This is a genomic window from Chryseobacterium sp. JK1, assembly GCF_050632815.1.
In the GTDB taxonomy this organism is placed as follows: Bacteria; Bacteroidota; Bacteroidia; order Flavobacteriales; family Weeksellaceae; genus Chryseobacterium.
The window spans coordinates 438,304-460,305 of the sequence record NZ_JBODRU010000001.1 but is presented as its reverse complement, the minus strand read 5'-3'; the positions used below and the strand labels follow the sequence as shown (position 1 = coordinate 460,305).

Annotated in this window: 26 protein-coding genes and 1 riboswitch; of the genes, 11 read left to right on the top strand and 15 right to left on the bottom strand. The window is 36.1% G+C overall.

All coding sequences use genetic code 11. From position 1 onward, the window contains the following. Positions 1 to 194 precede the first annotated feature (194 nt). Entirely contained in the window at positions 195 to 575 is a 381-nt protein-coding gene (mscL, locus tag ACQ76T_RS02140; RefSeq protein ID WP_431341706.1) for a large conductance mechanosensitive channel protein MscL, read from the top strand. A gap of 74 nt (positions 576 to 649) precedes the next feature. Here mscL and ACQ76T_RS02135 read toward each other — a convergent pair whose 3' ends face one another. Together ACQ76T_RS02135 and ACQ76T_RS02130 are read right to left on the bottom strand one after the other, a co-directional pair. Further along, the gene (locus tag ACQ76T_RS02135) at positions 650 to 1,609 is read right to left on the bottom strand and encodes a D-2-hydroxyacid dehydrogenase (RefSeq protein WP_431341705.1); all 960 of its coding nucleotides are present in this window, start codon (positions 1,607 to 1,609) and stop codon (positions 650 to 652) included. A gap of 100 nt (positions 1,610 to 1,709) precedes the next feature. Continuing rightward, positions 1,710 to 2,120 (bottom strand): LNS2 domain-containing protein, encoded by a 411-nt coding sequence (locus ACQ76T_RS02130; RefSeq protein ID WP_431343705.1) that lies wholly within the window; start codon positions 2,118 to 2,120, stop codon positions 1,710 to 1,712. Positions 2,121 to 2,444: 324 nt separating this feature from the next. On the opposite strand from ACQ76T_RS02130, the gene idi reads away from it, so the two are divergent. From idi to ACQ76T_RS02110, 4 genes are all read left to right on the top strand, one after another. Next, entirely contained in the window at positions 2,445 to 2,954 is a 510-nt protein-coding gene (gene idi, locus ACQ76T_RS02125) for an isopentenyl-diphosphate Delta-isomerase (protein WP_431341704.1), read from the top strand. 2 nt (positions 2,955 to 2,956) lie between these two features. Continuing rightward, on the top strand, positions 2,957 to 3,427 hold the full coding sequence (locus ACQ76T_RS02120; protein WP_431341703.1) for a hypothetical protein: 471 nt from the start codon (positions 2,957 to 2,959) through the stop codon (positions 3,425 to 3,427). Between the two features lie 9 nt (positions 3,428 to 3,436). Beyond that, the gene (gcvT, locus tag ACQ76T_RS02115) at positions 3,437 to 4,513 is read left to right on the top strand and encodes a glycine cleavage system aminomethyltransferase GcvT (RefSeq protein ID WP_431341702.1); all 1,077 of its coding nucleotides are present in this window, start codon (positions 3,437 to 3,439) and stop codon (positions 4,511 to 4,513) included. 96 nt (positions 4,514 to 4,609) lie between these two features. Then, positions 4,610 to 5,140: a hypothetical protein gene (locus ACQ76T_RS02110; protein WP_431341701.1), complete on the top strand. Its 531-nt coding sequence runs from the start codon at positions 4,610 to 4,612 to the stop codon at positions 5,138 to 5,140. A gap of 78 nt (positions 5,141 to 5,218) precedes the next feature. Here ACQ76T_RS02110 and ACQ76T_RS02105 read toward each other — a convergent pair whose 3' ends face one another. Next, positions 5,219 to 5,668, bottom strand: a complete 450-nt coding sequence (locus ACQ76T_RS02105) for a hypothetical protein (RefSeq protein ID WP_431341700.1) — start codon at positions 5,666 to 5,668, stop codon at positions 5,219 to 5,221. Between the two features lie 4 nt (positions 5,669 to 5,672). Next, on the bottom strand, positions 5,673 to 6,026 hold the full coding sequence (locus tag ACQ76T_RS02100; protein WP_431341699.1) for an arsenate reductase family protein: 354 nt from the start codon (positions 6,024 to 6,026) through the stop codon (positions 5,673 to 5,675). Positions 6,027 to 6,147: 121 nt separating this feature from the next. On the opposite strand from ACQ76T_RS02100, the gene ACQ76T_RS02095 reads away from it, so the two are divergent. The 4 genes from ACQ76T_RS02095 (at position 6,148) to ACQ76T_RS02080 (ending at position 10,446) form a co-directional block, all read left to right on the top strand. Then, positions 6,148 to 6,615 (top strand): acyl-CoA thioesterase, encoded by a 468-nt coding sequence (locus ACQ76T_RS02095; protein ID WP_431341698.1) that lies wholly within the window; start codon positions 6,148 to 6,150, stop codon positions 6,613 to 6,615. A 184-nt stretch (positions 6,616 to 6,799) separates the two neighbouring features. Next, positions 6,800 to 6,867, top strand: a riboswitch (Fluoride riboswitch). Positions 6,868 to 6,897: 30 nt separating this feature from the next. Continuing rightward, positions 6,898 to 8,205 (top strand): voltage-gated chloride channel family protein, encoded by a 1,308-nt coding sequence (locus tag ACQ76T_RS02090; protein WP_431341697.1) that lies wholly within the window; start codon positions 6,898 to 6,900, stop codon positions 8,203 to 8,205. A gap of 230 nt (positions 8,206 to 8,435) precedes the next feature. Beyond that, a complete protein-coding gene (locus ACQ76T_RS02085; RefSeq protein WP_431341696.1) occupies positions 8,436 to 9,311 on the top strand; it encodes a LysR substrate-binding domain-containing protein in 876 nt (291 codons plus the stop codon). 199 nt (positions 9,312 to 9,510) lie between these two features. Next, complete coding sequence (locus ACQ76T_RS02080; protein ID WP_431341695.1) at positions 9,511 to 10,446, top strand: YeiH family protein; 936 nt, start codon at positions 9,511 to 9,513, stop codon at positions 10,444 to 10,446. Positions 10,447 to 10,526: 80 nt separating this feature from the next. Here the strand turns inward: ACQ76T_RS02080 and ACQ76T_RS02075 are convergent, their stop codons facing one another. From ACQ76T_RS02075 to ACQ76T_RS02040, 8 genes are all read right to left on the bottom strand, one after another. Next, complete coding sequence (locus ACQ76T_RS02075; protein WP_431341694.1) at positions 10,527 to 10,700, bottom strand: hypothetical protein; 174 nt, start codon at positions 10,698 to 10,700, stop codon at positions 10,527 to 10,529. A gap of 178 nt (positions 10,701 to 10,878) precedes the next feature. Further along, positions 10,879 to 12,120, bottom strand: coding sequence for an MFS transporter (locus ACQ76T_RS02070; RefSeq protein ID WP_431341693.1), 1,242 nt, complete (start codon positions 12,118 to 12,120; stop codon positions 10,879 to 10,881). A 73-nt stretch (positions 12,121 to 12,193) separates the two neighbouring features. Next, a complete protein-coding gene (gene rny, locus ACQ76T_RS02065) occupies positions 12,194 to 13,759 on the bottom strand; it encodes a ribonuclease Y (protein ID WP_431341692.1) in 1,566 nt (521 codons plus the stop codon). Between the two features lie 231 nt (positions 13,760 to 13,990). Continuing rightward, a complete protein-coding gene (locus ACQ76T_RS02060) occupies positions 13,991 to 14,278 on the bottom strand; it encodes a cell division protein ZapA (protein ID WP_422691596.1) in 288 nt (95 codons plus the stop codon). Further along, on the bottom strand, positions 14,278 to 14,727 hold the full coding sequence (locus ACQ76T_RS02055) for a hypothetical protein (protein WP_431341691.1): 450 nt from the start codon (positions 14,725 to 14,727) through the stop codon (positions 14,278 to 14,280). The genes ACQ76T_RS02060 and ACQ76T_RS02055 overlap by 1 nt, the downstream gene beginning before the upstream one ends. Continuing rightward, positions 14,720 to 15,502 carry a porin family protein gene (locus tag ACQ76T_RS02050; RefSeq protein ID WP_431341690.1) on the bottom strand — a complete coding sequence of 261 codons (783 nt, stop codon included), beginning with the start codon at positions 15,500 to 15,502 and terminating at the stop codon, positions 14,720 to 14,722. The genes ACQ76T_RS02055 and ACQ76T_RS02050 overlap by 8 nt, the downstream gene beginning before the upstream one ends. A 3-nt stretch (positions 15,503 to 15,505) precedes the next feature. Continuing rightward, positions 15,506 to 16,237: a bifunctional demethylmenaquinone methyltransferase/2-methoxy-6-polyprenyl-1,4-benzoquinol methylase UbiE gene (gene ubiE / locus ACQ76T_RS02045; RefSeq protein ID WP_431341689.1), complete on the bottom strand. Its 732-nt coding sequence runs from the start codon at positions 16,235 to 16,237 to the stop codon at positions 15,506 to 15,508. A gap of 3 nt (positions 16,238 to 16,240) precedes the next feature. Then, positions 16,241 to 16,810, bottom strand: a complete 570-nt coding sequence (locus tag ACQ76T_RS02040; RefSeq protein WP_431341688.1) for a hypothetical protein — start codon at positions 16,808 to 16,810, stop codon at positions 16,241 to 16,243. A gap of 101 nt (positions 16,811 to 16,911) precedes the next feature. Between ACQ76T_RS02040 and ACQ76T_RS02035 the strand changes: the two genes are divergently transcribed. Both ACQ76T_RS02035 and ACQ76T_RS02030 read left to right on the top strand, forming a co-directional pair. Beyond that, a complete protein-coding gene (locus tag ACQ76T_RS02035) occupies positions 16,912 to 17,979 on the top strand; it encodes a 3-oxoacyl-ACP synthase III family protein (protein WP_431341687.1) in 1,068 nt (355 codons plus the stop codon). 66 nt (positions 17,980 to 18,045) lie between these two features. Then, on the top strand, positions 18,046 to 19,251 hold the full coding sequence (locus ACQ76T_RS02030) for a metallophosphoesterase (protein ID WP_431341686.1): 1,206 nt from the start codon (positions 18,046 to 18,048) through the stop codon (positions 19,249 to 19,251). A gap of 23 nt (positions 19,252 to 19,274) precedes the next feature. Here the strand turns inward: ACQ76T_RS02030 and ACQ76T_RS02025 are convergent, their stop codons facing one another. From ACQ76T_RS02025 to ACQ76T_RS02015, 3 genes are all read right to left on the bottom strand, one after another. Next, positions 19,275 to 19,898: a hypothetical protein gene (locus ACQ76T_RS02025; protein WP_431341685.1), complete on the bottom strand. Its 624-nt coding sequence runs from the start codon at positions 19,896 to 19,898 to the stop codon at positions 19,275 to 19,277. A gap of 2 nt (positions 19,899 to 19,900) precedes the next feature. Further along, the gene (locus tag ACQ76T_RS02020) at positions 19,901 to 20,653 is read right to left on the bottom strand and encodes a polysaccharide deacetylase (RefSeq protein ID WP_431341684.1); all 753 of its coding nucleotides are present in this window, start codon (positions 20,651 to 20,653) and stop codon (positions 19,901 to 19,903) included. Positions 20,654 to 20,737: 84 nt separating this feature from the next. Beyond that, positions 20,738 to 21,703: an NAD-dependent epimerase/dehydratase family protein gene (locus ACQ76T_RS02015; RefSeq protein WP_431341683.1), complete on the bottom strand. Its 966-nt coding sequence runs from the start codon at positions 21,701 to 21,703 to the stop codon at positions 20,738 to 20,740. Between the last annotated feature and the right edge of the window lie 299 nt (positions 21,704 to 22,002).

The following is a 22,002-nucleotide window of genomic DNA, read 5'->3' as shown; positions in this document are numbered from 1 at the left end:
AAAACATTTTCTATTGTGATGTACGATCTTCATAAAAAAATTCTTCCTTATTATTCAGGAATAAAGGATTGATTTTCTATCCAATAATTCAAAATAAAATTCTACCTTCTGGGAATAAAAAATTACAGAAAGTAATGTTTTTTACATTTTTAAATTATATTTTTGTGTGTATACTAATTAAAAAAATATAAATTATGGGATTTGTAAAAGAATTTAAAGAGTTTGCTTTCAAGGGCAATGTTCTCGATCTTGCTGTCGGTGTGATCATTGGTGCAGCATTTGGAAAAATTGTTTCGTCTTTAGTAGAAGATGTAATTACTCCACTGATTTTGAATCCGGCATTAAAGGCTGCAGGTGCAGAAAATATTGCCAAGCTTTCCTGGAATGGAGTAGCCTATGGGAACTTCCTTTCTGCGGTAATCAGTTTTCTATGTATCGCTATGGTTCTTTTCTGGATCATTAAAATAGCAAATAAGGTTAATAAGAAAGAAGCTCCGGCTCCGGCAGGACCTACAGAAGATCAAAAACTATTAACAGAAATCAGAGATTTACTGAAAAGCAAAAACGGTTTATAATCAATCTGTTTTCACTGTATAAAAATAGAAAGCACCTCAATCGAGGTGCTTTTATGATGAATTCTCATTTCAGATTAATGAATCTGAAGAATACTTGAAATCTGTTCTGCCAGAGAAAGTCCTATTCTGTCCTGTGCTTCAAGAGTGGAAGCTCCTGTATGCGGTGTCAGGGAAATTTTTGAATGGGTAAGGATCTCTTTAGATGGCGTAGGCTCATTAATAAAAACATCTAATCCTGCAAATCTTACTTTACCGGAATCCAATGCTTCAATCAAAGCAGTCTCATCAATCACTCCTCCTCTGGAGCAGTTGACAATAGCAACCCCCTCTTTCATAATCTCAAATTCATTTTTACCGATCATATATCCATCTTTCTGAGCGGGAACATGTAAAGTAATAAAGTCTGAATGCTTCAAAACTTCCTGTAACGGCTCCGTTTCTATATCTACATTGATGAACTGGTTGTTGTAAAACTTCACTTTGATGCTCGCTCTTCCTACATTGTTATCGGCAGCTACTACTCTCATCCCAAGACCTAAAGCGATTCTGGCCACTTCCTGCCCGATTCTTCCCATTCCCACAATTCCGATCGTTTTGCCTCTCAGCTCAATTCCGGCAGCATATGCTTTTTTAAGTCCTGCAAACTCTGTGTCTCCTACTAATGGCATTTTTCTATTTGAATCCTGAAGAAATCTTGCCCCTGAAAACAGATGAGCAAAAACAAGTTCTGCTACCGATTCTGAAGAAGCCGAAGGCGTATTGATCACATGAATCCCTTTTTCTCTCGCATAGTCTACATCAATATTATCCATTCCTACTCCTCCTCTTCCGATAATTTCAATAGATGGGCATCCGTCAAGAATATCTTTTCTTACCTGTGTAGCGCTCCTCACCAATAAAGTTCGGATCTTATGCTCATTAATATAATTTACCAAAAACTCCTGTGGAACTTTTGTCGTAATGACTTCAAAGCCTTTTTCTGTTAATGCATCAATTCCTGATTGATCCAGGCCGTCGTTTGCTAAAACTTTCATAAATACAAGTATATTTAAAAATTGAAAAGATTTAAAAATTAAAAACATTTCCGGGCTTTACCCTGTTATTTAATCTTTAAATCTTTGATTTATATTTTTTTTATTCGCCTTCTTCTTTGAATACTTCAATCGTTACCTGCTTTTCTACCAAATCTGTAAATCTTCCTTTGTATCGGGTAGCTCTCACCAGGTGATTGTCTATCCAGTGGTAATTTCCCCCTCTTGGTTTTCCGCAAAGCACACTGTGGTATTTAAAACCATGCTTATCCAGCCAGTCTATTGTAATTTGCTTAAGGTTTTCAGTTCTTGAGGTAAAGAAACAGATCTGATGTCCTTCATCATACCATTTATTGATTGTTTCCAATGCATCCGGATAGGGTTCACAGGTAACCATTCTTTCCGGTTCTTCGTTGGGAACGTCATCAGTAATCGTTCCATCTATGTCTATTAAGTAATTTTTTACGCCATCCTTAAGGACCGGGCTAATGTGCTCTATGTATTCTAATTCCATCATTAAACATTAAGTAACAAAGTTAGGACTTTTAGCCCTAACAGTCTTATAAAACTTAATTTATATTAATATTTTACTACACAAAATGTTATTTCATGAATAATATTAATATTTTTCAACTATTTTTAAGCTTATGGTTAAAAATTTTCGTTGATCAGAAAAACACAGAGAACTCAAAAAGCCGAAAAAACTCTGATAAGTAAAATAGCTAAGAAAAATAAACTGTTAATCCGGCTTCTTCAGTGATATTTTCTTTTACGATAAAAAACATGATGTTTATCTAAAAATTTCCAAAATACATTTATTACACTTACATTTGTAGAAATGGAAGAATTTGTAGTTTTAGTGAATCCTGAAGATGAAGTTCTGGGTCTGATGGAAAAGCAGCAGGCACACATCAATGGTCTGTTGCATCGTGCTTTTTCTGTATTTCTGTTCAACAGCAAAGGAGAAATGCTTCTTCAGAAAAGAGCTTCCGGAAAATACCATTCTCCCAATCAGTGGACCAATGCTGTATGTTCGCATCCAAGAGAGGGAGAAACCTATCTTGCCGGAGCTACCCGCAGATTGAGGGAGGAACTGGGAATTGAAGCTGAGCTTTCGGAAAAATTTCATTTCATTTATAAAGCAGATGTTGGCAACGGTTTATGGGAACACGAGCTTGATCATGTTTTTACAGGAAATCATGAATCCGATTTCAACCTTAATAAAGAAGAGGTGGAAGAAGTAAGATTTATTTCTCCTGAAGATTTGGATAAAGAAATAGCAGCCTATCCTGAAAACTTTACAGAGTGGTTTAAGATCATTCTTGAAGAATACAAACACCATTTTTAATAATGAAAAAAATACTGTTTTTTTCTGCAATGCTGTCAGGAAGTTTGTTTTTTGCCCAAAAAGCAAAAATATACGAAAGTCCTAACTACTCCATCAATGTTCCTGAAGGCTGGAAATCCACCAACGACAGCGAGATTGTCAATATTTTCCCAACCAGCGAAATTGGAGCCATCACCATTTCTGAATACCACGATTTGGCACTTCCCAAAGAAGAAATGAAAAAATTTGTTCTGGCCCTTTATCAGTCTCAGGATGCTGAAAGTAAAGTAAAAGAGAAAAAGGGGTCCAGAGGATATACAGAATATTCTTATGAGCATTATGATGAAAAAGAGAAACTTTTCTGGACTACCAAAGCTTTTCAAAAAGACAAAAACTTATATCTGGTTTCCATCAACTGTGGACAGAAGTTCTGGAACGGAAACTATATGACCTTATTCAATGAGACTTTCAATAGTTTTAAAATAAAGAAATAAAAATTAAATATGAAGAAAACAGCATTGTACGACAAACATGTTTCTTTGGGAGCTAAGATCGTACCTTTCGCAGGTTTTGAAATGCCTGTACAATATTCCGGAGTAACGGAAGAGCATTTTGCAGTAAGAGAAAAAGCGGGATTATTTGATGTTTCCCACATGGGACAGTTCTTCATTGAGGGACCGGGTTCAAAAGATCTTTTACAGTTTGTAACAACCAACAATGTTGATGCTCTTGAAAACGGAAAAGCACAATATTCTTGTCTTCCCAACGAAAATGGAGGAATTGTAGATGACCTTATCGTTTACAAAATAGAAGATGACAAATATTTTGTGGTTGTAAACGCTTCAAATATAGATAAAGACTGGGATCATATCTCAAAATACAATACTTTCGGAGCTAAAATGACGAATGCTTCTGATGAGATGTCATTATTGGCAATTCAGGGACCTAAAGCAACGGAGATTCTTCAAAAGATTACGGATGTGAATCTTTCAGAAATTCCTTACTATCACTTTACTATTGGGAGTGTAGCAGGAGAAAATAATATCATCATTTCCAATACCGGTTATACAGGAAGTGGAGGTTTCGAAATCTATTTCAATAACGAAAGTGCTGAAAAACTTTGGGATGCTGTAATGAATGCAGGTGCTGAAGAAGGCATTATTCCTTGCGGATTGGCTGCCAGAGATACTTTAAGACTTGAAAAAGGATTCTGCCTTTACGGTAATGATATCGACGATACAACTTCTCCAATTGAAGCGGGATTAGGATGGATTACCAAATTTGATAAAGATTTTGTATCCAAAGATACTTTCGCCAAACAAAAAGAAGAAGGCGTTACCAGAAAATTGGTTGGCTTCGAACTTACAGACAAAGGAGTTCCAAGACATGATTATCCTGTTGTAGATGCTGAAGGAAACATCATTGGAAAAGTAACTTCCGGAACACAGTCGCCAATGAAAAAAGTTGGTTTAGGACTTGCTTATGTAGACAAACCTCACTTCAAACTAGGTTCTGAAATCTTCATTCAGGTAAGAAACAAAAACATTCCTGCAAAAGTAGTGAAAGCTCCTTTTGTATAATGGAATATTAGTTTAAAAATAGTAAAAACCGTGGAAAAGTCCACGGTTTTTTTATTATGATTTTAATTCTATATTTACCATCATATAAAATTACGGATGAAAAAATTAATTCTTGTAGTGGCTTTGATTCTGATATTTGTTCTCTATAAGTATCCAATATTTAACAGCATTGGAATCTCTTATAGTATTATTTTTTCCGGCTTCGTTGTTCTCTGTTTTGCCGGAGCAAAATTATACACTTCAGACATTAAAGACGATTATGAATCTGTGGAAAAAGAAACAGACAAATTACATCAAAATGATGGTGATTTTCGATATTCAGGAGAGGGATTTTATGTGAAAAAAGAATTTATAAAATGGACTGAAATTGTAGAAGTATATTCATTCAGTATTCCAGTTCTTCATCGGAAACAAACAGGAATAGAGATTATAACAGATAAAAAACAGTATGAATTCAATGATGACAACACTTCTGGTATTGAAAAATTAACTGACAAGCTTTCTGAAAATCTTCCGGATTGGAAGCTGAATTCAACTTTAATGGTTTCTAATAATTATGGACTAAGAAAAGTAAAATTGTACGAAAGAAATGTAAAAATAACGATAGATCATCTGAAATTCAGCTAAAAATTATATCATCATTAATAAAACAAATCCGCCCGGTACAATTTACCAGGCGGATTTTTATTTTAATAGAGGATTTTTTTAATCTGAAATATATTTCACAAGAGAGGCTCCGTTTTGAAGATTCAACATAAGTCTTTCTATTAGAAAGCGCACGTCCCTTAAAAAAGTGTCTTTTAAATATTCCTCTTCTATATCGTGTCCCCAACATATTTTCTTATAAAATTCAGGATTTTTTGATAGTGCATTTTCAAGCTCAACAAGTTTCACATATAAAGAATCGATACTGATAAACCCTTCATACTCTTCCGTATAATACCAAAAATCCAGCAAAGTGAGATCTACATCCAAAACCTTCTCAATCTGTCTCAATAATCTCTCTTCATCGCCCGCATCAACATAATCATCTCCGGTCATTATCAGATTCAACCCATTTCTGTGATCAAAAAGATATCGGTTTTTTAATTCCAAATATTCGTCAAAAGATTCTTTTATATCGAAAATAAGATAGATTTCCAGTCCAAATCCCATAAGATTATATCACTCCAAAAAATTTCTGTAATTTTTCTACATTCTTTTTATCATTTCCTACAAAAGCTTCTTTATCTGTAATGAAAACGGGTCTTTTCAAAAACGTATAATGATCCAGTAATAATTCCTTAAAATCTTTTTCCGTCAAGGCCTTTACATCCAATCCTCTCAGCTTAATCTGAGTAGATTTTTTACTGAATAAGGCTTCATATGAATTTGTTTTTTTATGCATCTCTTCCAATTCCTCTTCGGTAATAGGTGCTTTCTTTATTTCGCGAAGTTCCCAGTCTGTAAGGTCAAATTGTGCTAAAATTTTTCTGCAGGTATCACAAGTGTTGAGATAAAATACTTTCTTCATTGCTATTTCTAAATCTGTTATTTGTTAAAATTCTCTTTCATTGAAAGTTTCGTTTATCAAAAGTAGGATTTAATCTAAAACTTTCGAAATTATTAAATAACTTTATTCAAATTTTATAAAGATGCAGAACAAGCCTATTACTTTTCAGTTTATTTCGGAGCCTTCAGATGTCAACTACGGAGGAAATGTACATGGAGGAAGTGTGATGAAATGGATTGATCAGGCCGGCTATGCGTGTGCCACCACCTGGAGCGGAAATTATTCTGTTACGGTTTATGTAGGAGGTATTCGTTTTTACGAGCCTATTAAAATCGGTGAAGTCGTGAAAGTAGATGCTCAGGTGATTTATACCGGAACTTCCAGTATGCATATCGCTATCAATGTTTTTTCAAGAAATCTGAAACAACCTACTTTTGATAAAAAAACCCACTGCATTATTGTTTTTGTTGCAGTAGATGAAAACGGAAAAAAACTTCCGGTACCCAAGTGGGTTCCCGAAACCGAGGAGGAAAAGCAACAGGAAATATACGCCAAGCGTCTTATGGAACTTCGCACACAGATTGAAGATGAAATGAAACCTTTTTTGTAGGGGATGCGGGGTTTTGAGTTTGAGAGTGGGAGGGTTTGAGAGTATGAAGGTGCGAGGGTTTAATGGTGTGGGTAACCAGCAACTCATACGATCTTAACTGGTAGCTCGAAACCAGCAACTAACATAACCAGCAACTCGGAACAAAAAATATTTTTGAAAAACAGATTCTTCTTTTTATATTTGCCGTAGAAAAGGAAATGGTGTTCTTCCTTACCCAACCGCTTTACAAAAGCTGATGACGCCTGATTGAGAGATTATTAACAATAACTAATCAGGATTATTATGTCAAAAAATCAACGAACACCGGGTAAAAAAGCAATTTTTCACACTCACTTTTTCTTCCGAAAATTTCCAGCTGTTCCTTATATTATAAAATGGTTATCGATCAGTATTATTATTGGAGCTTTAGTAGGAACGGCATCTGCCGGTTTTCTTCAATCGCTGGAATGGGCAACTGATTTCAGAGAGCATCATATCTGGATCATTGCCTTTCTTCCTGTTGCAGGTCTGCTTATTGGACTTCTCTATTACTATTGGGGGAAAGATGTTGAAGCAGGAAATAATCTTCTGATCGATAATATTCATGATCCCCAAGAAACGATACCGTTCAAAATGGCCCCTTTTGTTTATCTGGGAACCATTGTCACTCATTTTTTTGGAGGATCGGCGGGACGCGAAGGAACAGCTCTTCAAATGGCAGGCGCTATTGCTGATCAATTCACCAAGCCCTTCAAGCTTGATAAAAGTGATAGAAAAATTCTGATTATTTCGGCTATTGCTGCCGGATTTGGTTCCATATTCGGAACTCCACTTGCCGGAGCTGTTTTTGGACTTGAAGTTTTTCTGATTGGAAGAATTCGCTATAATGCTATATTTCCGGCTTTTGCTTCTGCTATATTAGCTGATTATGCAACCAATTTATGGAACGTAAAACATACTCATTATCATATTGATATTATTCCTAAGCTTGAGTTTTTGCCTATTTTATATAGCATTCTGGCGGGAATTGTTTTTGGGATCTGTGCCGCAACCTTCAGTAAATTCATTCATAAGGCAGGTTTCCTTTTTAAATCAAAAATTAAATATCCACCGCTTCGTCCTGTAGCAGGGGGAATTATCATTGCTGTAGCTGTTTTTGCGATGGGAACTACCAGATATATTGGGCTGGGTGTTCCTGTTATTGTAGAATCTTTTGAAAAGCAACTTCCGTTATATGATTTTGCTTTAAAAATGATTTTCACCATCATCACTCTATCTGCGGGATTCAAAGGAGGTGAGGTAACGCCCTTATTTTTCATTGGAGCCACGTTGGGAAGTGCTTTGTCTTTATTGATTCCTCTGCCGTTTGGCTTATTGGCCGGAATGGGTTTTGTAGCCGTATTTGCCGGTGCTACCAACACTCCTCTGGCATGTATGCTGATGGGAATTGAACTTTTCGGGGCAGAATGCGGAGTGTATGTTGCCATAGCCTGCGTAGTATCGTATTTACTATCGGGGCACAACAGCATTTACACAAAACAGAAAATCGGAGAAGCCAAAAACAGAAGATATGAAAGTCAGCAGGACCGTTCGATTTCGGAGTTTTTATAAGGAGTGCAGGTTGCGAGATTCTTGGCGCGAGTCGACTTTTGTTGGTTTTTTTTGTTGATTGTTTTTTTGTTGCTGGTTACAGAATAATAGTCTTTTTTCGAGTTCCTAGTTTCTGGTAATATTGTTTACTGGTTATCCATACCACTAAACTTTAAACTCTCAAATACTCCCACTCTCAAACGCTCCAACTCTCCTTCTCGGTTTCCAACTATAATTCGTAATTTTACCTCATGTTTGATTACAGATTAAAAGTTTTCCATACCGTGGCTTCAAGGCTTAGCTTCACTAAAGCTTCGGAAGAACTGCATATTTCTCAACCTGCTGTTACAAAGCACATCAAAGAAATTGAAACTCAGTTAGGAGCCAAATTGTTCAACCGTAAAGGAACATCCATCCAACTGACCCAAAGCGGAAAGATCCTTTATGATTATGCTGAAAAGACAAGAAATATGTACCGTGATCTTGAATTTGAAATCAGCCAGATCAACCAACAGCATAAAGGAAAACTGATTATCGGAGCAAGCACTACGGTCGCCCAATATATTTTACCTGAAATTTTAGCCAAATTCAATGCCTATTATAAAGATATTAAAATTGAACTTCTAACAGGAAATACCGAAGCCATTTCAACATTACTGAAGGAGGAAAAAATTGATCTTGGAATTATTGAAGGAGAATCACAGTCTTCTTATTTTGATTATAAAACATTCAAATCTGATGAAATTGTTTTGGCTGCAAAATCCGATCATCCTTCAGCCCATAAAACACTGAATCTGAAAGACCTGTATCAATTAGACCTTATCTTCCGGGAACAGGGCTCGGGAACGTTAGAGTTTATACAGAACAGATTAAAAGAGAAGGAAATTAATATCAATGAATTGAACACCGTCATTCAACTTGGAAGCAGCGAGAGTATTAAAAACTACCTTCTTCATTCCGAATGTATGGCTTTTCTGTCCATCAGCACAATTCTTACTGAACTGAAAAATAATATTCTGACGGTTGTTGATATCAAAAATTTCAGCATTGAAAGGGACTTTCACTTTATTCTTCCCAAAGGAGAACAGTCTGAACTGATTGAACTTTTTTTACGATTTACAGAATAATTCTCTTATGATATGGAATTTTTAAAATTTATTTGGATGGGCTAAATCCCAACCCTATTGATCTAATCAAGCGAATAGTAAATTTTAACGATAAGATCTTTTATCAGTTATAACTTATAGTTATCCAATATAACAAAATACGATTTACTTCGTAATACTAATTTTCGGAATTTTGATGCAGATTTTAAAAGTTCGCATTATGAAAAATTTCATTCAAGATGAAATGACACGGAAAGTAGTCTTCATTGGGTTGGCGGTTGTATGTTTAACTCCGTTAATTTCGTCTCCGATTGCTCTGGCTCTTGGTTTTGGTTTAGCCGTTCTCATCGGAAATCCTTTTGAAAAAAATCTTCATCAATATATTCATCTGCTCCTTCAGATCTCTATTGTTGGGTTAGGTTTTGGGTTAAAACTGGACGAAGCGCTTCATGCCGGGAAAACAGGGCTTATGCTAACAGTTGTGAGTATTGTTACGGTAATGGTTTTGGGATATTTTTTAGGAAAAGTATTTAAACTGGAAAGACCGCTCTCTTATCTTCTTTCTGCCGGAACTGCTATTTGTGGCGGAAGTGCCATTGCAGCGGTTTCCCCAATTATCAAACCCAGTACGAAGCAGATTTCTTTGGCTTTGGCCATTGTTTTTACGTTGAATTCAATTGCTTTATTCGTTTATCCTGCGATTGGACATCTACTGCATCTTTCTCAGGAGCAATTTGGACTATGGTGTGCGGTGGGTATTCACGATACAAGTTCTGTAGTGGGGGCTGCAAGCAAATACGGGGATGACGCTCTGAAAATAGCAACTACTGTGAAACTGGCGCGTGCTTTATGGATCATTCCCGTTTCTCTGATCACCATGTTCGTTTTTAAAAGCAAAGATTCCAAAATAAAGATTCCGTGGTTCATTGGGTATTTCATTGTAGCGATTCTTTTGAATACTTATTTTCCGGTTCTTGACCGTTTCAGCAGCTTGATCACTGTTTTGGCAAAATCCGGGCTGAATCTGACTTTATTTTTTATCGGTTCTACCCTTTCTATCCAGACTTTGAAAACGATAGGCCTAAAACCATTACTTACGGCTGTCATTCTTTGGGTGACCATCAGTATCGGCAGCCTTCTTTATATTCTCCATTAAAAACAGCAGAACCCTTTCAATAATCAAAAGGGTTCTGCATATTAAATGTGGAAATGTTTATTTCAAGTGAAATAATTTTTTTAAACCTCTCCGCAAGTATATACTTGTGGACAAGCGATATATTGAGGACAGTATTTAGGACCTATTACTGATCCTGAACAGCTGCATCCGCACTGAGATAAATCCGGAGTACCGCCAATTCCTCCCGTAATACTTTTTAGGTCCCGATTGTTTAGTTTTTTAGCATTTTTCATAATGTTCACGTGATTTGGTTTTGATTTAATATTATAGTTTTTGTTACCTTCCAAAGTTAAACAAATATTAAACACTCACAACATAATTTAATATAAATTTAAATAATATATTGATTTTAACCTCATTAATCCAAATTGAGACATAAACCATTCATCAATATTATTTAAACAAATTAAATTATTCTGTAAATTCGAGATCTTTGTCGTGCGTTTCCGAAATGGTAAGTGAAGAATAAAAAGCAAGCCCAAATACGACGATTCCTACAATTGCAGCACTTTCCAATACGGAAAAGCTCCCTTTCAGAGAATCAAAAGCAAGAATCATTACAGGTACCAATCCTCTTACCATATTGGGCACCGTGGTAGTGGCTGTATTTCTGATATTGGTTCCGAACTGTTCTGCGGCCAGAGTAACAAACATAGCCCAATAGCCGGTACCTAAACCAAGCCATACACAGAACATATAGTACTTTGTTTCTGTATTGGTATCCCCGAAAAGCATCACTGCTAGGCCAATCAAAGTGAAAAGAAGCATATAAAAGATGGCCATTTTACGGGATTTTAAAGCATGGGAAATAAAACCACTGGTGAGATCACCTACAGAAATACCGATATAAGCCCACATAATTGCCTTTCCTGGATTGAGGTCCTTTATTCCCATTTCAGGAGCAAACTGATTGGCTAAAACTGCAAGAATCCCTATGCAATACCAGGTGGGTAATCCCACAGCGATACATTTTAAATACCTTATCAGTCTGTCTTTATTGGTGAAAAAGGATAGAAAGTTTCCTTTGGAGACATTTTTATGTTCAATATTTTTATAAATCCCAGACTCGGAGACACTTACTCTCAAGATGAGCAACAGAATTCCCATAATTCCGCCAATGATGTAAGAAATGTTCCAACCTCCGGCCAGTTCTACCGTGAGTTGAGCCACAACAGCCCCCATTAATCCAAAGCCAGCTACAACAGAGGTTCCGATAGCTCTTAAATTCTTCGGCAGACTTTCAGAAACCAGTGTAATTCCGGCTCCAAGCTCACCAGCCAATCCAACACCTGCTATAAACCTCAGACCAGCATATTGATACACCAAATGCGCTTTTGGGAAATAAGGAAGAAATCCACAGGCTATATTCGCCAGAGAATACACTAGGATTGATCCGAATAATACGGATAATCTTCCTTTTTTGTCTCCGAAAATACCCCAGAAAATACCACCAAGCAGCAAACCAATCATCTGACAGTTCAGAATAAAGGTTCCGTCGGCATCAGGATTAAGCCCCAATGCTTTTAAACTGGGGATTCTTACAATTCCAAACAGCAGTAGGTCATAGATATCTACAAAATAGCCTAAAGCAGCAATAATAACAGGAATAGAGAAGATAAGTCTTGCTTTTGCAGACAAAGAAAGTTCTTGCATTTTTAAATTTTGATAAAAATAAAAAACCTTTCAATTTCTTGAAAGGTTTTCATTAAATATCTTTTTCCGATTATTATCTTGCAATATTTACGGCTCTTGTCTCTCTGATTACGGTTACTTTTACCTGTCCTGGATAAGTAAGTTCATTCTGAATCTTTTCTGAGATATCGTAAGAAAGCTGAGAAGCTACTTCGTCATTCACTTTTCCACTCTCTACCATTACTCTTAGTTCTCTACCAGCCTGGATTGCGTAAGCACTTGATACTCCATCAAAGCTTAATGCTGCAGATTCAAGATCTTTCAATCTCTGGATATAAGATTCAAGTACCTGTCTTCTCGCTCCCGGTCTTGCTCCTGAGATTGCATCGGCAACCTGAATAATTGGAGAAAGTAATGACTTCATTTCGATTTCATCGTGGTGAGCTCCAATAGCATTGACTACTTCAGGGTTTTCACCATATTTCTCAGCCCACTGCATACCTAATAAAGCGTGTGGAAGTTCTGATTCCTGCTCCGGAACTTTACCAATATCGTGTAAAAGACCTGCTCTTTTTGCCAGTTTTACGTTTAATCCTAATTCAGCAGCCATTGTTGCAGCAATGTTTGCCACCTCTCTTGAGTGCTGTAGTAAGTTTTGTCCGTAAGAAGAACGATATTTCATTCTACCTACTATTTTGATCAATTCAGGGTGTAGCCCGTGAATTCCTAAATCAATGATGGTTCTCTTACCTACTTCAATGATTTCTTCTTCAATCTGCTTTCTTGTTTTTTCTACAACTTCTTCGATTCTTGCAGGGTGAATTCTACCGTCTGTTACCAATCTGTGAAGGGATAATCTCGCGATTTCTCTTCTTACCGGATCAAAGCATGAAAGAAGAATTGCCTCAGGGGTATCGTCTACAATGATCTCAACTCCTGTTACTGCTTCCAGAGCACGGATATTTCTACCTTCTCTACCGATGATTCTACCTTTCACTTCGTCCGACTCAATATTGAATACAGATACGGAGTTTTCGATAGCCTGCTCAGTTCCAATTCTCTGAATGGTTTGAATAACGATTTTTCTGGCTTCGTTTTTAGCGTTCATCTGAGCTTCTTCCATGATGCTCTGAACGTGTGCCTGAGCTCTTGTTTTTGCTTCAGCTCTCATAGTTTCTACCAATTCTGCCTTAGCTTCATCTGCTGTATAGTTGGAAATTTTTTCAAGAATTTCAACTTTCTTAGCGGTTGCAGTGTCTAATTCGTGCTGTTTCTTTTCTAAAATTTCGTTCTTCTTAGAATAGTCTGCAATCTGCTTATCCAAATCTTTTTCAAGCTTTCCTACTTTGCTAAGTTCATCATTCAGCTTATGCTCTTTATCTTTGGTTCTTTTTTCAACCTCCTGCATTTTCTTTTCACGTGACTGAATATCTGCATCATGCTGTGATTTTAGCTCCAGAAATTTTTCTTTAGCCTGAAGGTTCTTTTCTTTCTTTATGGATTCGGCTTGTACGTTAGCTTTTTCTATAAGGTTTTCGGCATTTTTATTAGCATCATCTATGATGAATTTTGCTTTAGTATTCAGAGAGCTTCTGGAGAAAAACATTCCCACGACTGCCCCGATTACTAAACAAACAACACCGACTATAACTTCTATCATAATTTATCTTGAGTTTTAATTGTATTCATATCCTTTAAAAATAAAAAAGCCCACAATAATCCAGAGATTGAGAGTAAACTCCTAATCAACACGATTTGAACTGATTTCCACTGTCTGTAATCCGGAAATCCGGCACGCCATTCGATGGACATTTGTTCGGTAATTGTTTAGCGTTGAGTTTACCTTTAATGTGTTAGAATTATTGTAGGCAGTCTGTAAGGGAAAAAAAATCTATTTCCCAATTTCATTCAACGTTTGATTAATCTGCGTTAATCTTTCGTTGGTAGAATTAATATTTTTCTCGTAGTTAAGAGATACAACTTCAGCGTTGGTTCCCAATTTCAGGGCACACATCGCCAAGGCATCCTGTTTATCTCTTACATCGAAGTTCTGTTCAAAATCTTTAATCATATTCTCGATCTGCTTCCCCACCTTACGCAAAGTTTCTTCTTCTGCTGCCGGTACGTTCAGCGGATACACTCTTCCTGCAATGTTGACGGTTATTCTCCTTACCTCCATTATAGTCCACTGTTTTGAAGCTGAGCAATACAGAAATCAATTTCTTTTACCAATCTGTTGATATGGTTTTTCATTAATCTATTGTGTTCAGGATTTCCTGATATTGCTGAATAAAGCTTTATATTTTTTTGTTCTTCTGCTAATACCTGATTTTTTCGTCTTTCCTCATCGTACTTCTTCTTCAATTCTTCATGCTCAACACTTAGTTCTTTTAAATTTTCCGTAAGATTTTTATAGTTCTTTTGCAGAGTCGAAATCTTTCTCTCTAATTCTGAAAAATTGTTTTCTAAATCTTGAAGCATTTCAGGTTTGTATATTCTAACTAGAAGCAAAAATAAAAAAATAATAACACTAACAAAAATAAAACGCTCTATATTTTGATATCTCAACAAAAAAGGAGATGCAAAGCACCTCCTATGTATTTTTAACGGGATATTTTTCTTATTCAAACTTAAGAACAAACATCACGGCTCTGGTCTGTAATGTAGAAATGGCAGATGCCCAGTACGGAGGTGTCGTTGCATTATCGGCAACTTTCTCGTTATTCATGAAAAATGTTCCTCTGATGGCTGGTGTAAGTTTAAATTTGTTGAAATAAAACTGAATCCCCATTTCTGCGGACCACGCAAAGTTGTGCGTAGTAGATCTGTAGATTCCCTGCATATTGTCATCTGTGGAAGTTGCATTAGACTGAAGGTTTACCACATAGTTTACCCCTGCTGCAACGTAAGGCCTAGAATTGTACCATCTTTGCCCATGAAGTTCTAAAAGCACGGGAATATCAATCAAAGTAGATTTAATTTCTCTTACTTTATCTTTGTCCTGTAAAGGGAACGGCATGAAAGGAGGATTGGTTAAAGATCCACCAGCATAGATGTCATTAGATTGTGTATTAAAAGTCAACTGTCTTTGAGCAAACTGTAAACCCGGTTCTATTCTTACGTCCAGATAGTCGTTCAGTCTCCATTTTGCAATCAGCCCGGCACCGAAACTATAACTTTCCTTAGAGGTTACAAGGTTTTCATTTTCGTTCATCCCGTATTTTGGATGTAGTACGATGCGGTAATCCAGTCTGTTCCCGTTCAAATAAAACCCCCAACTGAATTTCTGCTCGTCAAAGTCTTCCAACTTATCCATTCTGTTTCGGGTTCTGAATTGCGCGTTTGCAAAAACGGCAACATTTACTGAGGTTAAAACCAGTGCTTTTAATAGAAATTTATTCATAGGTTACTTTGTTGCTTTATAAATTGTGGCTATACCTAAACTTAATTTTTTATATTCAACTTTCTTAAATCCCGTATCTAAAAGAATTTGTTTCATCTTCTCCCCGAAAGGAAAAGCATTCACAGAATCCGGAAGGTATGTATACGCCCTATTATCTTTGGAAACCAGTCTGCCTATTGCAGGTAATATATTTTTGAAATAAAACATATAAAATGGCCCCATAAACCCCTCAACCTTTGAAAACTCCAGTATATAAACACTCTTGTTATCCTTAACTACTCTTCTTAACTCTGCCAAACCCTTGGTTAGGTTTTCAAAATTCCTTACTCCAAATGCAACGGAAACAGCATCAAATCTATTGTCCTCGAAAGGTAAATTTTCAGCATCCCCTTTTTGCATTGAAATTTTGCCGTCTAATTTAAGTTTTTTTATTTTAATAACGCCAACATTCAGCATTTGTTGTGATAAATCTAAACCAACTACTTTAGAACCGGTTCCTTTTTCAATGGTAATAGCCAGATCTCCCGTTCCTGTAGCCACATCCAGCACTTCCTGCGGGTTATCATTTTTCATCCATCTTACCAGTTTTTTTCTCCACAGAACGTCAATTTTCATGGATAAAACATGGTTCAGAAGGTCGTACTTCGGTGCAATGTTGTCGAACATATCCTCTACCTGGCTTTTTTTTGTAGCCTCTGAATTGTAGGGAGTAACTTTGGTGATATCTTTTGTCAAAACTTAAAACTTGTAATATTCTTTATAATAATTTAGGTAATCCTGCTTTCTGAAGATTTTGGATCTTGATTCCACCTGTTGGATATTCTTGATCACTTGGTCATAGTCTTCATCTACATTGTAATAGAAATCTTCTGTGTAAAGCTTATTGAAGCGTCTTGCTCCTCCATAGTAATCTTTTCCGTCAATAACCGTTTTACCGAGTTTCGCCAGTAACGAATCTTTTTTAAGATTATAACCGTAATACTGGTCGTTGACATAATAATCCTGGTGTGTAATATTAATCAGACCGCGAAGTTTATTCACTTCGAATGCAGAATCATACAGCATTTTTTTATTCTGATCAAAAACCTGAATAGAGTTTTTCCCTTTATTCAAATCCACATGCACATACTGCCCCGATGAAATGATTCCTTCAGAACCGTTATTGATTTTAAAGTAATACGTATTCGGGGTAGGATTATCTACAACATAATAATTCTTCTTGGCTAAAAAAAGGAAGTAGATCCCAAAGGCAACGATAAACGCCACAGCTGCAATAAGTAAGCCTTTTAAGGATGAATTGTTTTTCATAGATTGTAAAGTACAATTTTTGCAAATTTAATAATATTTTTAATTCTCCGTTATTAATATTAATTATTAACTTTGCAACTTTAAAAAAATCATATAAACGAATGCCGAATACGATCATTATTGGCTCTGGATCTTATATTCCAAACAGAGTTATTGGTAGGGATTATTTCATGAATTCCGAGTTCTACACAGAGGATGGAGTAAAGATTGAAAAGCCTGTGGAAGAAACTATTGCGAAATTTGTAGAGATTACAGAAATCGAAAACAGGAGATTCATTGAGGACGATCTTTCCAATTCACAAATCGGTTACGAAGCCGCAAAAATTGCCATTGAAGATGCAAAAGTAGACGGCGAAGAATTGGATTATATCATCTATGCGAGCAATTTTGGGGAAGTTACCGAAAACGGATATGCTGATTTCATGCCTACAATGGCAGCAAGAGTAAAGAACAAACTAGGTATTAAAAACAGAAAATGCGTAACGTATGATATGCTTTTCGGATGCCCGGGATGGGTTGAAGCAATGATCCTGGCTGACAATCTAATTAAAGCTAAAGTTGCTAAAACGATCTTGGTTATCGGAGGTGAAACGCTAAGCCGAGTAACAGATCCACATGACAGAAACAGAATGATCTTTGCAGACGGAGCAGGTGCTGTAGTTGTAAAAGCAACGGATGATGAAAATGTGGGAATCATAGCTCACAACACAATTTGTGATAACGGCCCGGAACTTAATTATCTTGAAAATGCTCCTTCCATCAACAAAGAGGTTGATCAGAAGCGTCTTTATGTAAGAATGCTGGGAAGAAAGATCTATGAGTACGCTCTTAAAAACGTACCTGTGGCCATTAAAGACACGATTACGGACGCTAATCTTTCTATTGAAGATATAGACAAAATCTTAATTCACCAGGCGAATGCTAAAATGGATTACGCTATGATTGAGAGACTTCACAAGCTTTATGACATTAAAGAATACGACCACTCGATCTCTCCTATGACGATCCAGGACTTCGGAAATACATCTGTAGCAACTATTCCTACGATGTATGATCTAATTATTAAAGGAAAAATGGAGGGTCAAACGTTTAAAGATAAAGGTAACATTGTAATGACTTCGGTAGGAGCCGGAATGAACATCAATGCTATCGTTTATAGATTTCCTTAATATATTTACAATAACAAAAAATATAAAAGCACAGGGAAGTTATTCTTTGTGCTTTTTTTTGAGATTATGCAAAAGAACTTTTTAATTATCGCCGGGATCTTCCTTTTTCTGGAAGTATACATTTATCAAGCTATCAGAACGCTTACTGATAACTCATGGATCAGAGTCGGTTATTGGGTGATTTCCTTAGCCGTATATGCTATTTTCGCTTATGAGGTCACTCATTACCAAAGATCGGACAAAAGCATGGTAAGGGCTCAGATTATGATTTCCCTGTTCCTTATTTTTATTCTCCCAAAAATATTTGTGGTTTTATTCCTCCTGATAGATGATATTGTCCGAACAGGAGGCTATCTGATCGGCTTTGCAAAACCTACGGAAAACTTCTTCCCGGAAAGGCGAAAGTTCTTAAGCTTAGTAGGACTGGGAATGAGCGGAGTGCTTTCAGCTCTGTTTATTGATGGAATTACCTTTGGGAAATACCGTCATAAAGTGAGAAGAGTAAGAGTGAATTTCAATAATCTTCCGAAAAGCTTCAAAGGCTATAAAATCATTCAGATCTCAGATGTACACAGTGGAAGTTTTTCGGATCCAAGCAAATTGCAACACGCTATTGATTTGATCAACGAACAAAATCCTGATCTGGTATTATTCACCGGAGATATGGTAAATAACGTAGCTGAAGAGTTCAAACCTTTCATTCCTTTATTTTCAAAAATTAAAGCTAAAGATGGTAAGCTTGCCGTACTTGGAAACCACGATTACGGAGATTACGTCAACTGGGAATCTCCTAAAGCTAAAAAAGACAACCTTGACACTCTGATCGATTACGAAAAACAGGCTGGTTTTGACATGCTGAGAAACGAGCACAGAGTCATTGAAAAAAACGGTGAAAAATTATACATTCTTGGGGTTGAAAATTGGGGACTAAAACCTTTCCCACAGTTCGGTAAGATAGACGATGCTTTAAAAGACGTTCCTGAATCTGCCACAAAAATCCTAATGAGCCATGATCCTACCCATTTCGATTACGTGGTAAAAAAACACCCTGGAAACATTCATTTAACCCTGTCTGGGCATACACACGGGATGCAGTTTGGTCTGGATCTTAAAAATATAAAGTGGTCACCGGTTCAGTACCGTTATCCGAAATGGGCAGACCTCTATGAAAGTGAAGGAAAATTACTGTATGTGAACAGAGGATTCGGCGTATTAGGGTATCCGGGAAGAGTAGGTGTATTGCCGGAAATTACGCTTTTTGAATTATCCTGATTTCAACAGTAAAAGCATTTGATTTAAAGATATTTTTGAGCGAATAATTCAATAAGTATTTTTGAATCAAGTGCTTTATCATCTAATCTAGTTAAGACTTCACGTACTTTCGGATATTCATCAATAAATTCGAGTTTCTCAATCTCTTCCAATCCGAATTCATTCATTATAACCTTAAATTGCTCTTCATCTACCCCCCAATATTTTATATATTTGCTTTCATCTATAAAAATTTCAATAAGGACTTCTTCATCATTATAAATGAGCCCAAAATTAATAAAAGCATCCTGTGCAAGTTCATTCTTATATTGAGCTATATATTCCAGCAGGCTTTCTTTTTCTACATAACGGCCATAGTTAAGATCAAAATCTATATATCCAAATAAAAAAGCGGCTATATCAGGAAGGGTTTTTGAAAGTGCGATGATCAGCTTCCATAGATTTGAATTATCAATATTAATTTCAGAATAAAATCTGAAACCTAAGGAATCATTATCATCATCTTTAACGGTGAGCGTGTAACCCTGAACAATATTTGCGGTCTTACTTTCCTGCCATCTTTTTAAAACCGAGGGGTTATTCAACGGAATTTCATCTTCATGTAAAAATCTGATGGTTGTTGGCAGTTCTAATGATGGTTTTGTCATAATCAAAAAATATAATCTTTCATTCGGGCTGTAGCCATTTCTCTTTCGTTGAAAAAAGTAAGCAGCGCCTCTAATTTATCTTCCATTTTTTTTCCCGAGAATAAGTTTCGGTAAAAGGGAACATGGAAATGATATTTATTAAAGTCTGTAAACTGCCATGTGTTCAGATAGATCAGTACGAATTCTTCATTTTGCAATGTCTCCAAGACCATATTCTGGTAATATTTCATGGGCAAAATCTGAAATACAAAATCATTATATGGCAATTGGCTGTAAGGTGAGATACTTTCGGGAACGATACTCAATCCATCTTCTTCTGTAATTTCAGTATCTCTCTTCAGACGTTTGAAAGGGAAAAGAATATTGGCATTATCTATATTGGAGACATAATTAAACTCCAGCATCTTCAGATCTTCCTGTGAAATTGTAACGTCTTTCTGACGAATTCCCCGGATCTGTTTCTCCAAAAGTTCCTGGATATTCTTCTTGGCATTTTCTATTTCTTCCAGATTGGAGTCTTTATTATAAAAAGCAATTTCATGCCCTTTGGATGAAATTGCTTTTATAAGATTCTGCAGTTTTTCAGTAAGAGAGATCTCCACAAAAAAACTGGCTTTTGTATCATGCATATCTAAAATTCTAAGAATCGCTTTGGTATTCTTTTCGGTGATTTTGAGTCTTTCTTCATCACTGATCTGGAAGCCGTTTTTGCATTCAGTTTCTATATTAGTCAGATTAAAAGTCAATAAAACCATTTCAATTAAATTTTAGATAAAAAATATAATTAATTAAAAATCAGATGTTAATTAAAAAATTACATAAAGCATTACTTTACTTGATTAATTTTTCGCTAATTTTACTTTAAGATTCTTGATCATATCTTTCGTCATTTCAGAAACTCCGAAATCATACGTTAATCCCCAGTCTTTTTTCGCTACTGAATCATCAATAGAAGCAGGCCATGAATCGGCAATTGCTTGTCTGAAATCCGGGTTGTAATCGATAGAAAAGTCGGGAATTTCTTTCTTGATTTCTTCTGCCAGTTCTGCCGGAGTAAAAGACATCCCACCTAAGTTATAAGAAGAACGAACTGTAAGACTTTCTTTTGGAGCATCCATTAATTTCAATGTTGCATTAATAGCATCATCCATATACAGCATAGGCATACCTGTGTTCTCAGAAATAAAGCTTGTATATTTCCCCTCCTCTATCGCCTTATAGAAAATCTCTACAGCATAGTCTGTTGTTCCACCTCCTGCGGGAGTTTTCCATGAGATCAATCCAGGATATCTGATACTTCTTACATCTACTCCATATTTATCAAAATAGTACTCACACCATTTTTCCCCCGCCATTTTAGAAATTCCGTAAACCGTTGTTGGATTCAGTACTACATCCTGCCCTACATCATGCTTTGGAATTCCTTTTCCAAATACGGCAATAGAACTTGGCCAGAAAATCTTTTTAAGAAGCCCTTCTTTCGCCATTTCACAAAATTGAAGCAATGGTTCAAGATTTAATTTCCATGCGAAAATAGGCTGCTTTTCTGAAGTTCCAGACAGTAAAGATGCTAAGTGATACACTGTCGTGATATCGTAATCTTTAATTACCTGTCTTACTAATTGCGTATTAGTAACGTCCATTCTTTCGTAGTGTCCGGCAGACGTAATTCCTTCCTGCCATCTATCCAATCCTGAAGCAACAACATTGTCTGCTCCATGAATTTCAACAAGTCTGTTGGTAAGTTCAGTGCCGATTTGACCCAAGGCACCCGTGATCAGTATTCTTTCCGTATAGGATTCCATTTTTCAGATTTTTTTAGAATTGTACAAAAGTAAAAAAATCATGCTTATCATAATAGAAAAGGTGTATTTAAAAATACATCAAGGATGACGTAGAAAATTATTAATAAATTTTGTTTCTCTTCTTACAGGTTTTCAGTAAGGTCAGTAAAACTTTTCATTTTTCAAAAAGGCGCTTCAATACTCTATAACCGAAAAAATTTGAAGTTCTATATCAAAACCTTTGTATCCTCAAAAAAAATTATCCGGAAAACAGAAAAGGATAGGAAAGCCCTACCCTTTTAACATTATTCTATATTAGT

Excerpts from the sequence above, each read along its gene's own strand:
- ACQ76T_RS02090 (WP_431341697.1), top strand. The coding sequence starts at position 6,898 with ATGTCAAAAAATCAACGAACACCGGGTAAAAAAGCAATTTTTCACACT.
- ACQ76T_RS02040 (WP_431341688.1), bottom strand. The coding sequence starts at position 16,810 with ATGAAAAACAATTCATCCTTAAAAGGCTTACTTATTGCAGCTGTGGCG.
- ACQ76T_RS02075 (WP_431341694.1), bottom strand. The coding sequence starts at position 10,700 with ATGAAAAATGCTAAAAAACTAAACAATCGGGACCTAAAAAGTATTACG.
- ACQ76T_RS02070 (WP_431341693.1), bottom strand. The coding sequence starts at position 12,120 with ATGCAAGAACTTTCTTTGTCTGCAAAAGCAAGACTTATCTTCTCTATT.
- ACQ76T_RS02030 (WP_431341686.1), top strand. The coding sequence starts at position 18,046 with ATGCAAAAGAACTTTTTAATTATCGCCGGGATCTTCCTTTTTCTGGAA.
- ACQ76T_RS02130 (WP_431343705.1), bottom strand. The coding sequence starts at position 2,120 with ATGGAATTAGAATACATAGAGCACATTAGCCCGGTCCTTAAGGATGGC.
- ACQ76T_RS02120 (WP_431341703.1), top strand. The coding sequence starts at position 2,957 with ATGAAAAAAATACTGTTTTTTTCTGCAATGCTGTCAGGAAGTTTGTTT.
- ACQ76T_RS02050 (WP_431341690.1), bottom strand. The coding sequence starts at position 15,502 with ATGAATAAATTTCTATTAAAAGCACTGGTTTTAACCTCAGTAAATGTT.
- ACQ76T_RS02080 (WP_431341695.1), top strand. The coding sequence starts at position 9,511 with ATGAAAAATTTCATTCAAGATGAAATGACACGGAAAGTAGTCTTCATT.
- ACQ76T_RS02035 (WP_431341687.1), top strand. The coding sequence starts at position 16,912 with ATGCCGAATACGATCATTATTGGCTCTGGATCTTATATTCCAAACAGA.
- ACQ76T_RS02135 (WP_431341705.1), bottom strand. The coding sequence starts at position 1,609 with ATGAAAGTTTTAGCAAACGACGGCCTGGATCAATCAGGAATTGATGCA.
- mscL (WP_431341706.1), top strand. The coding sequence starts at position 195 with ATGGGATTTGTAAAAGAATTTAAAGAGTTTGCTTTCAAGGGCAATGTT.
- idi (WP_431341704.1), top strand. The coding sequence starts at position 2,445 with ATGGAAGAATTTGTAGTTTTAGTGAATCCTGAAGATGAAGTTCTGGGT.
- ACQ76T_RS02110 (WP_431341701.1), top strand. The coding sequence starts at position 4,610 with ATGAAAAAATTAATTCTTGTAGTGGCTTTGATTCTGATATTTGTTCTC.
- rny (WP_431341692.1), bottom strand. The coding sequence starts at position 13,759 with ATGATAGAAGTTATAGTCGGTGTTGTTTGTTTAGTAATCGGGGCAGTC.
- ACQ76T_RS02085 (WP_431341696.1), top strand. The coding sequence starts at position 8,436 with ATGTTTGATTACAGATTAAAAGTTTTCCATACCGTGGCTTCAAGGCTT.
- ACQ76T_RS02095 (WP_431341698.1), top strand. The coding sequence starts at position 6,148 with ATGCAGAACAAGCCTATTACTTTTCAGTTTATTTCGGAGCCTTCAGAT.
- ACQ76T_RS02105 (WP_431341700.1), bottom strand. The coding sequence starts at position 5,668 with ATGGGATTTGGACTGGAAATCTATCTTATTTTCGATATAAAAGAATCT.
- ACQ76T_RS02100 (WP_431341699.1), bottom strand. The coding sequence starts at position 6,026 with ATGAAGAAAGTATTTTATCTCAACACTTGTGATACCTGCAGAAAAATT.
- gcvT (WP_431341702.1), top strand. The coding sequence starts at position 3,437 with ATGAAGAAAACAGCATTGTACGACAAACATGTTTCTTTGGGAGCTAAG.
- ACQ76T_RS02020 (WP_431341684.1), bottom strand. The coding sequence starts at position 20,653 with ATGGTTTTATTGACTTTTAATCTGACTAATATAGAAACTGAATGCAAA.
- ACQ76T_RS02060 (WP_422691596.1), bottom strand. The coding sequence starts at position 14,278 with ATGGAGGTAAGGAGAATAACCGTCAACATTGCAGGAAGAGTGTATCCG.
- ACQ76T_RS02015 (WP_431341683.1), bottom strand. The coding sequence starts at position 21,703 with ATGGAATCCTATACGGAAAGAATACTGATCACGGGTGCCTTGGGTCAA.
- ACQ76T_RS02025 (WP_431341685.1), bottom strand. The coding sequence starts at position 19,898 with ATGACAAAACCATCATTAGAACTGCCAACAACCATCAGATTTTTACAT.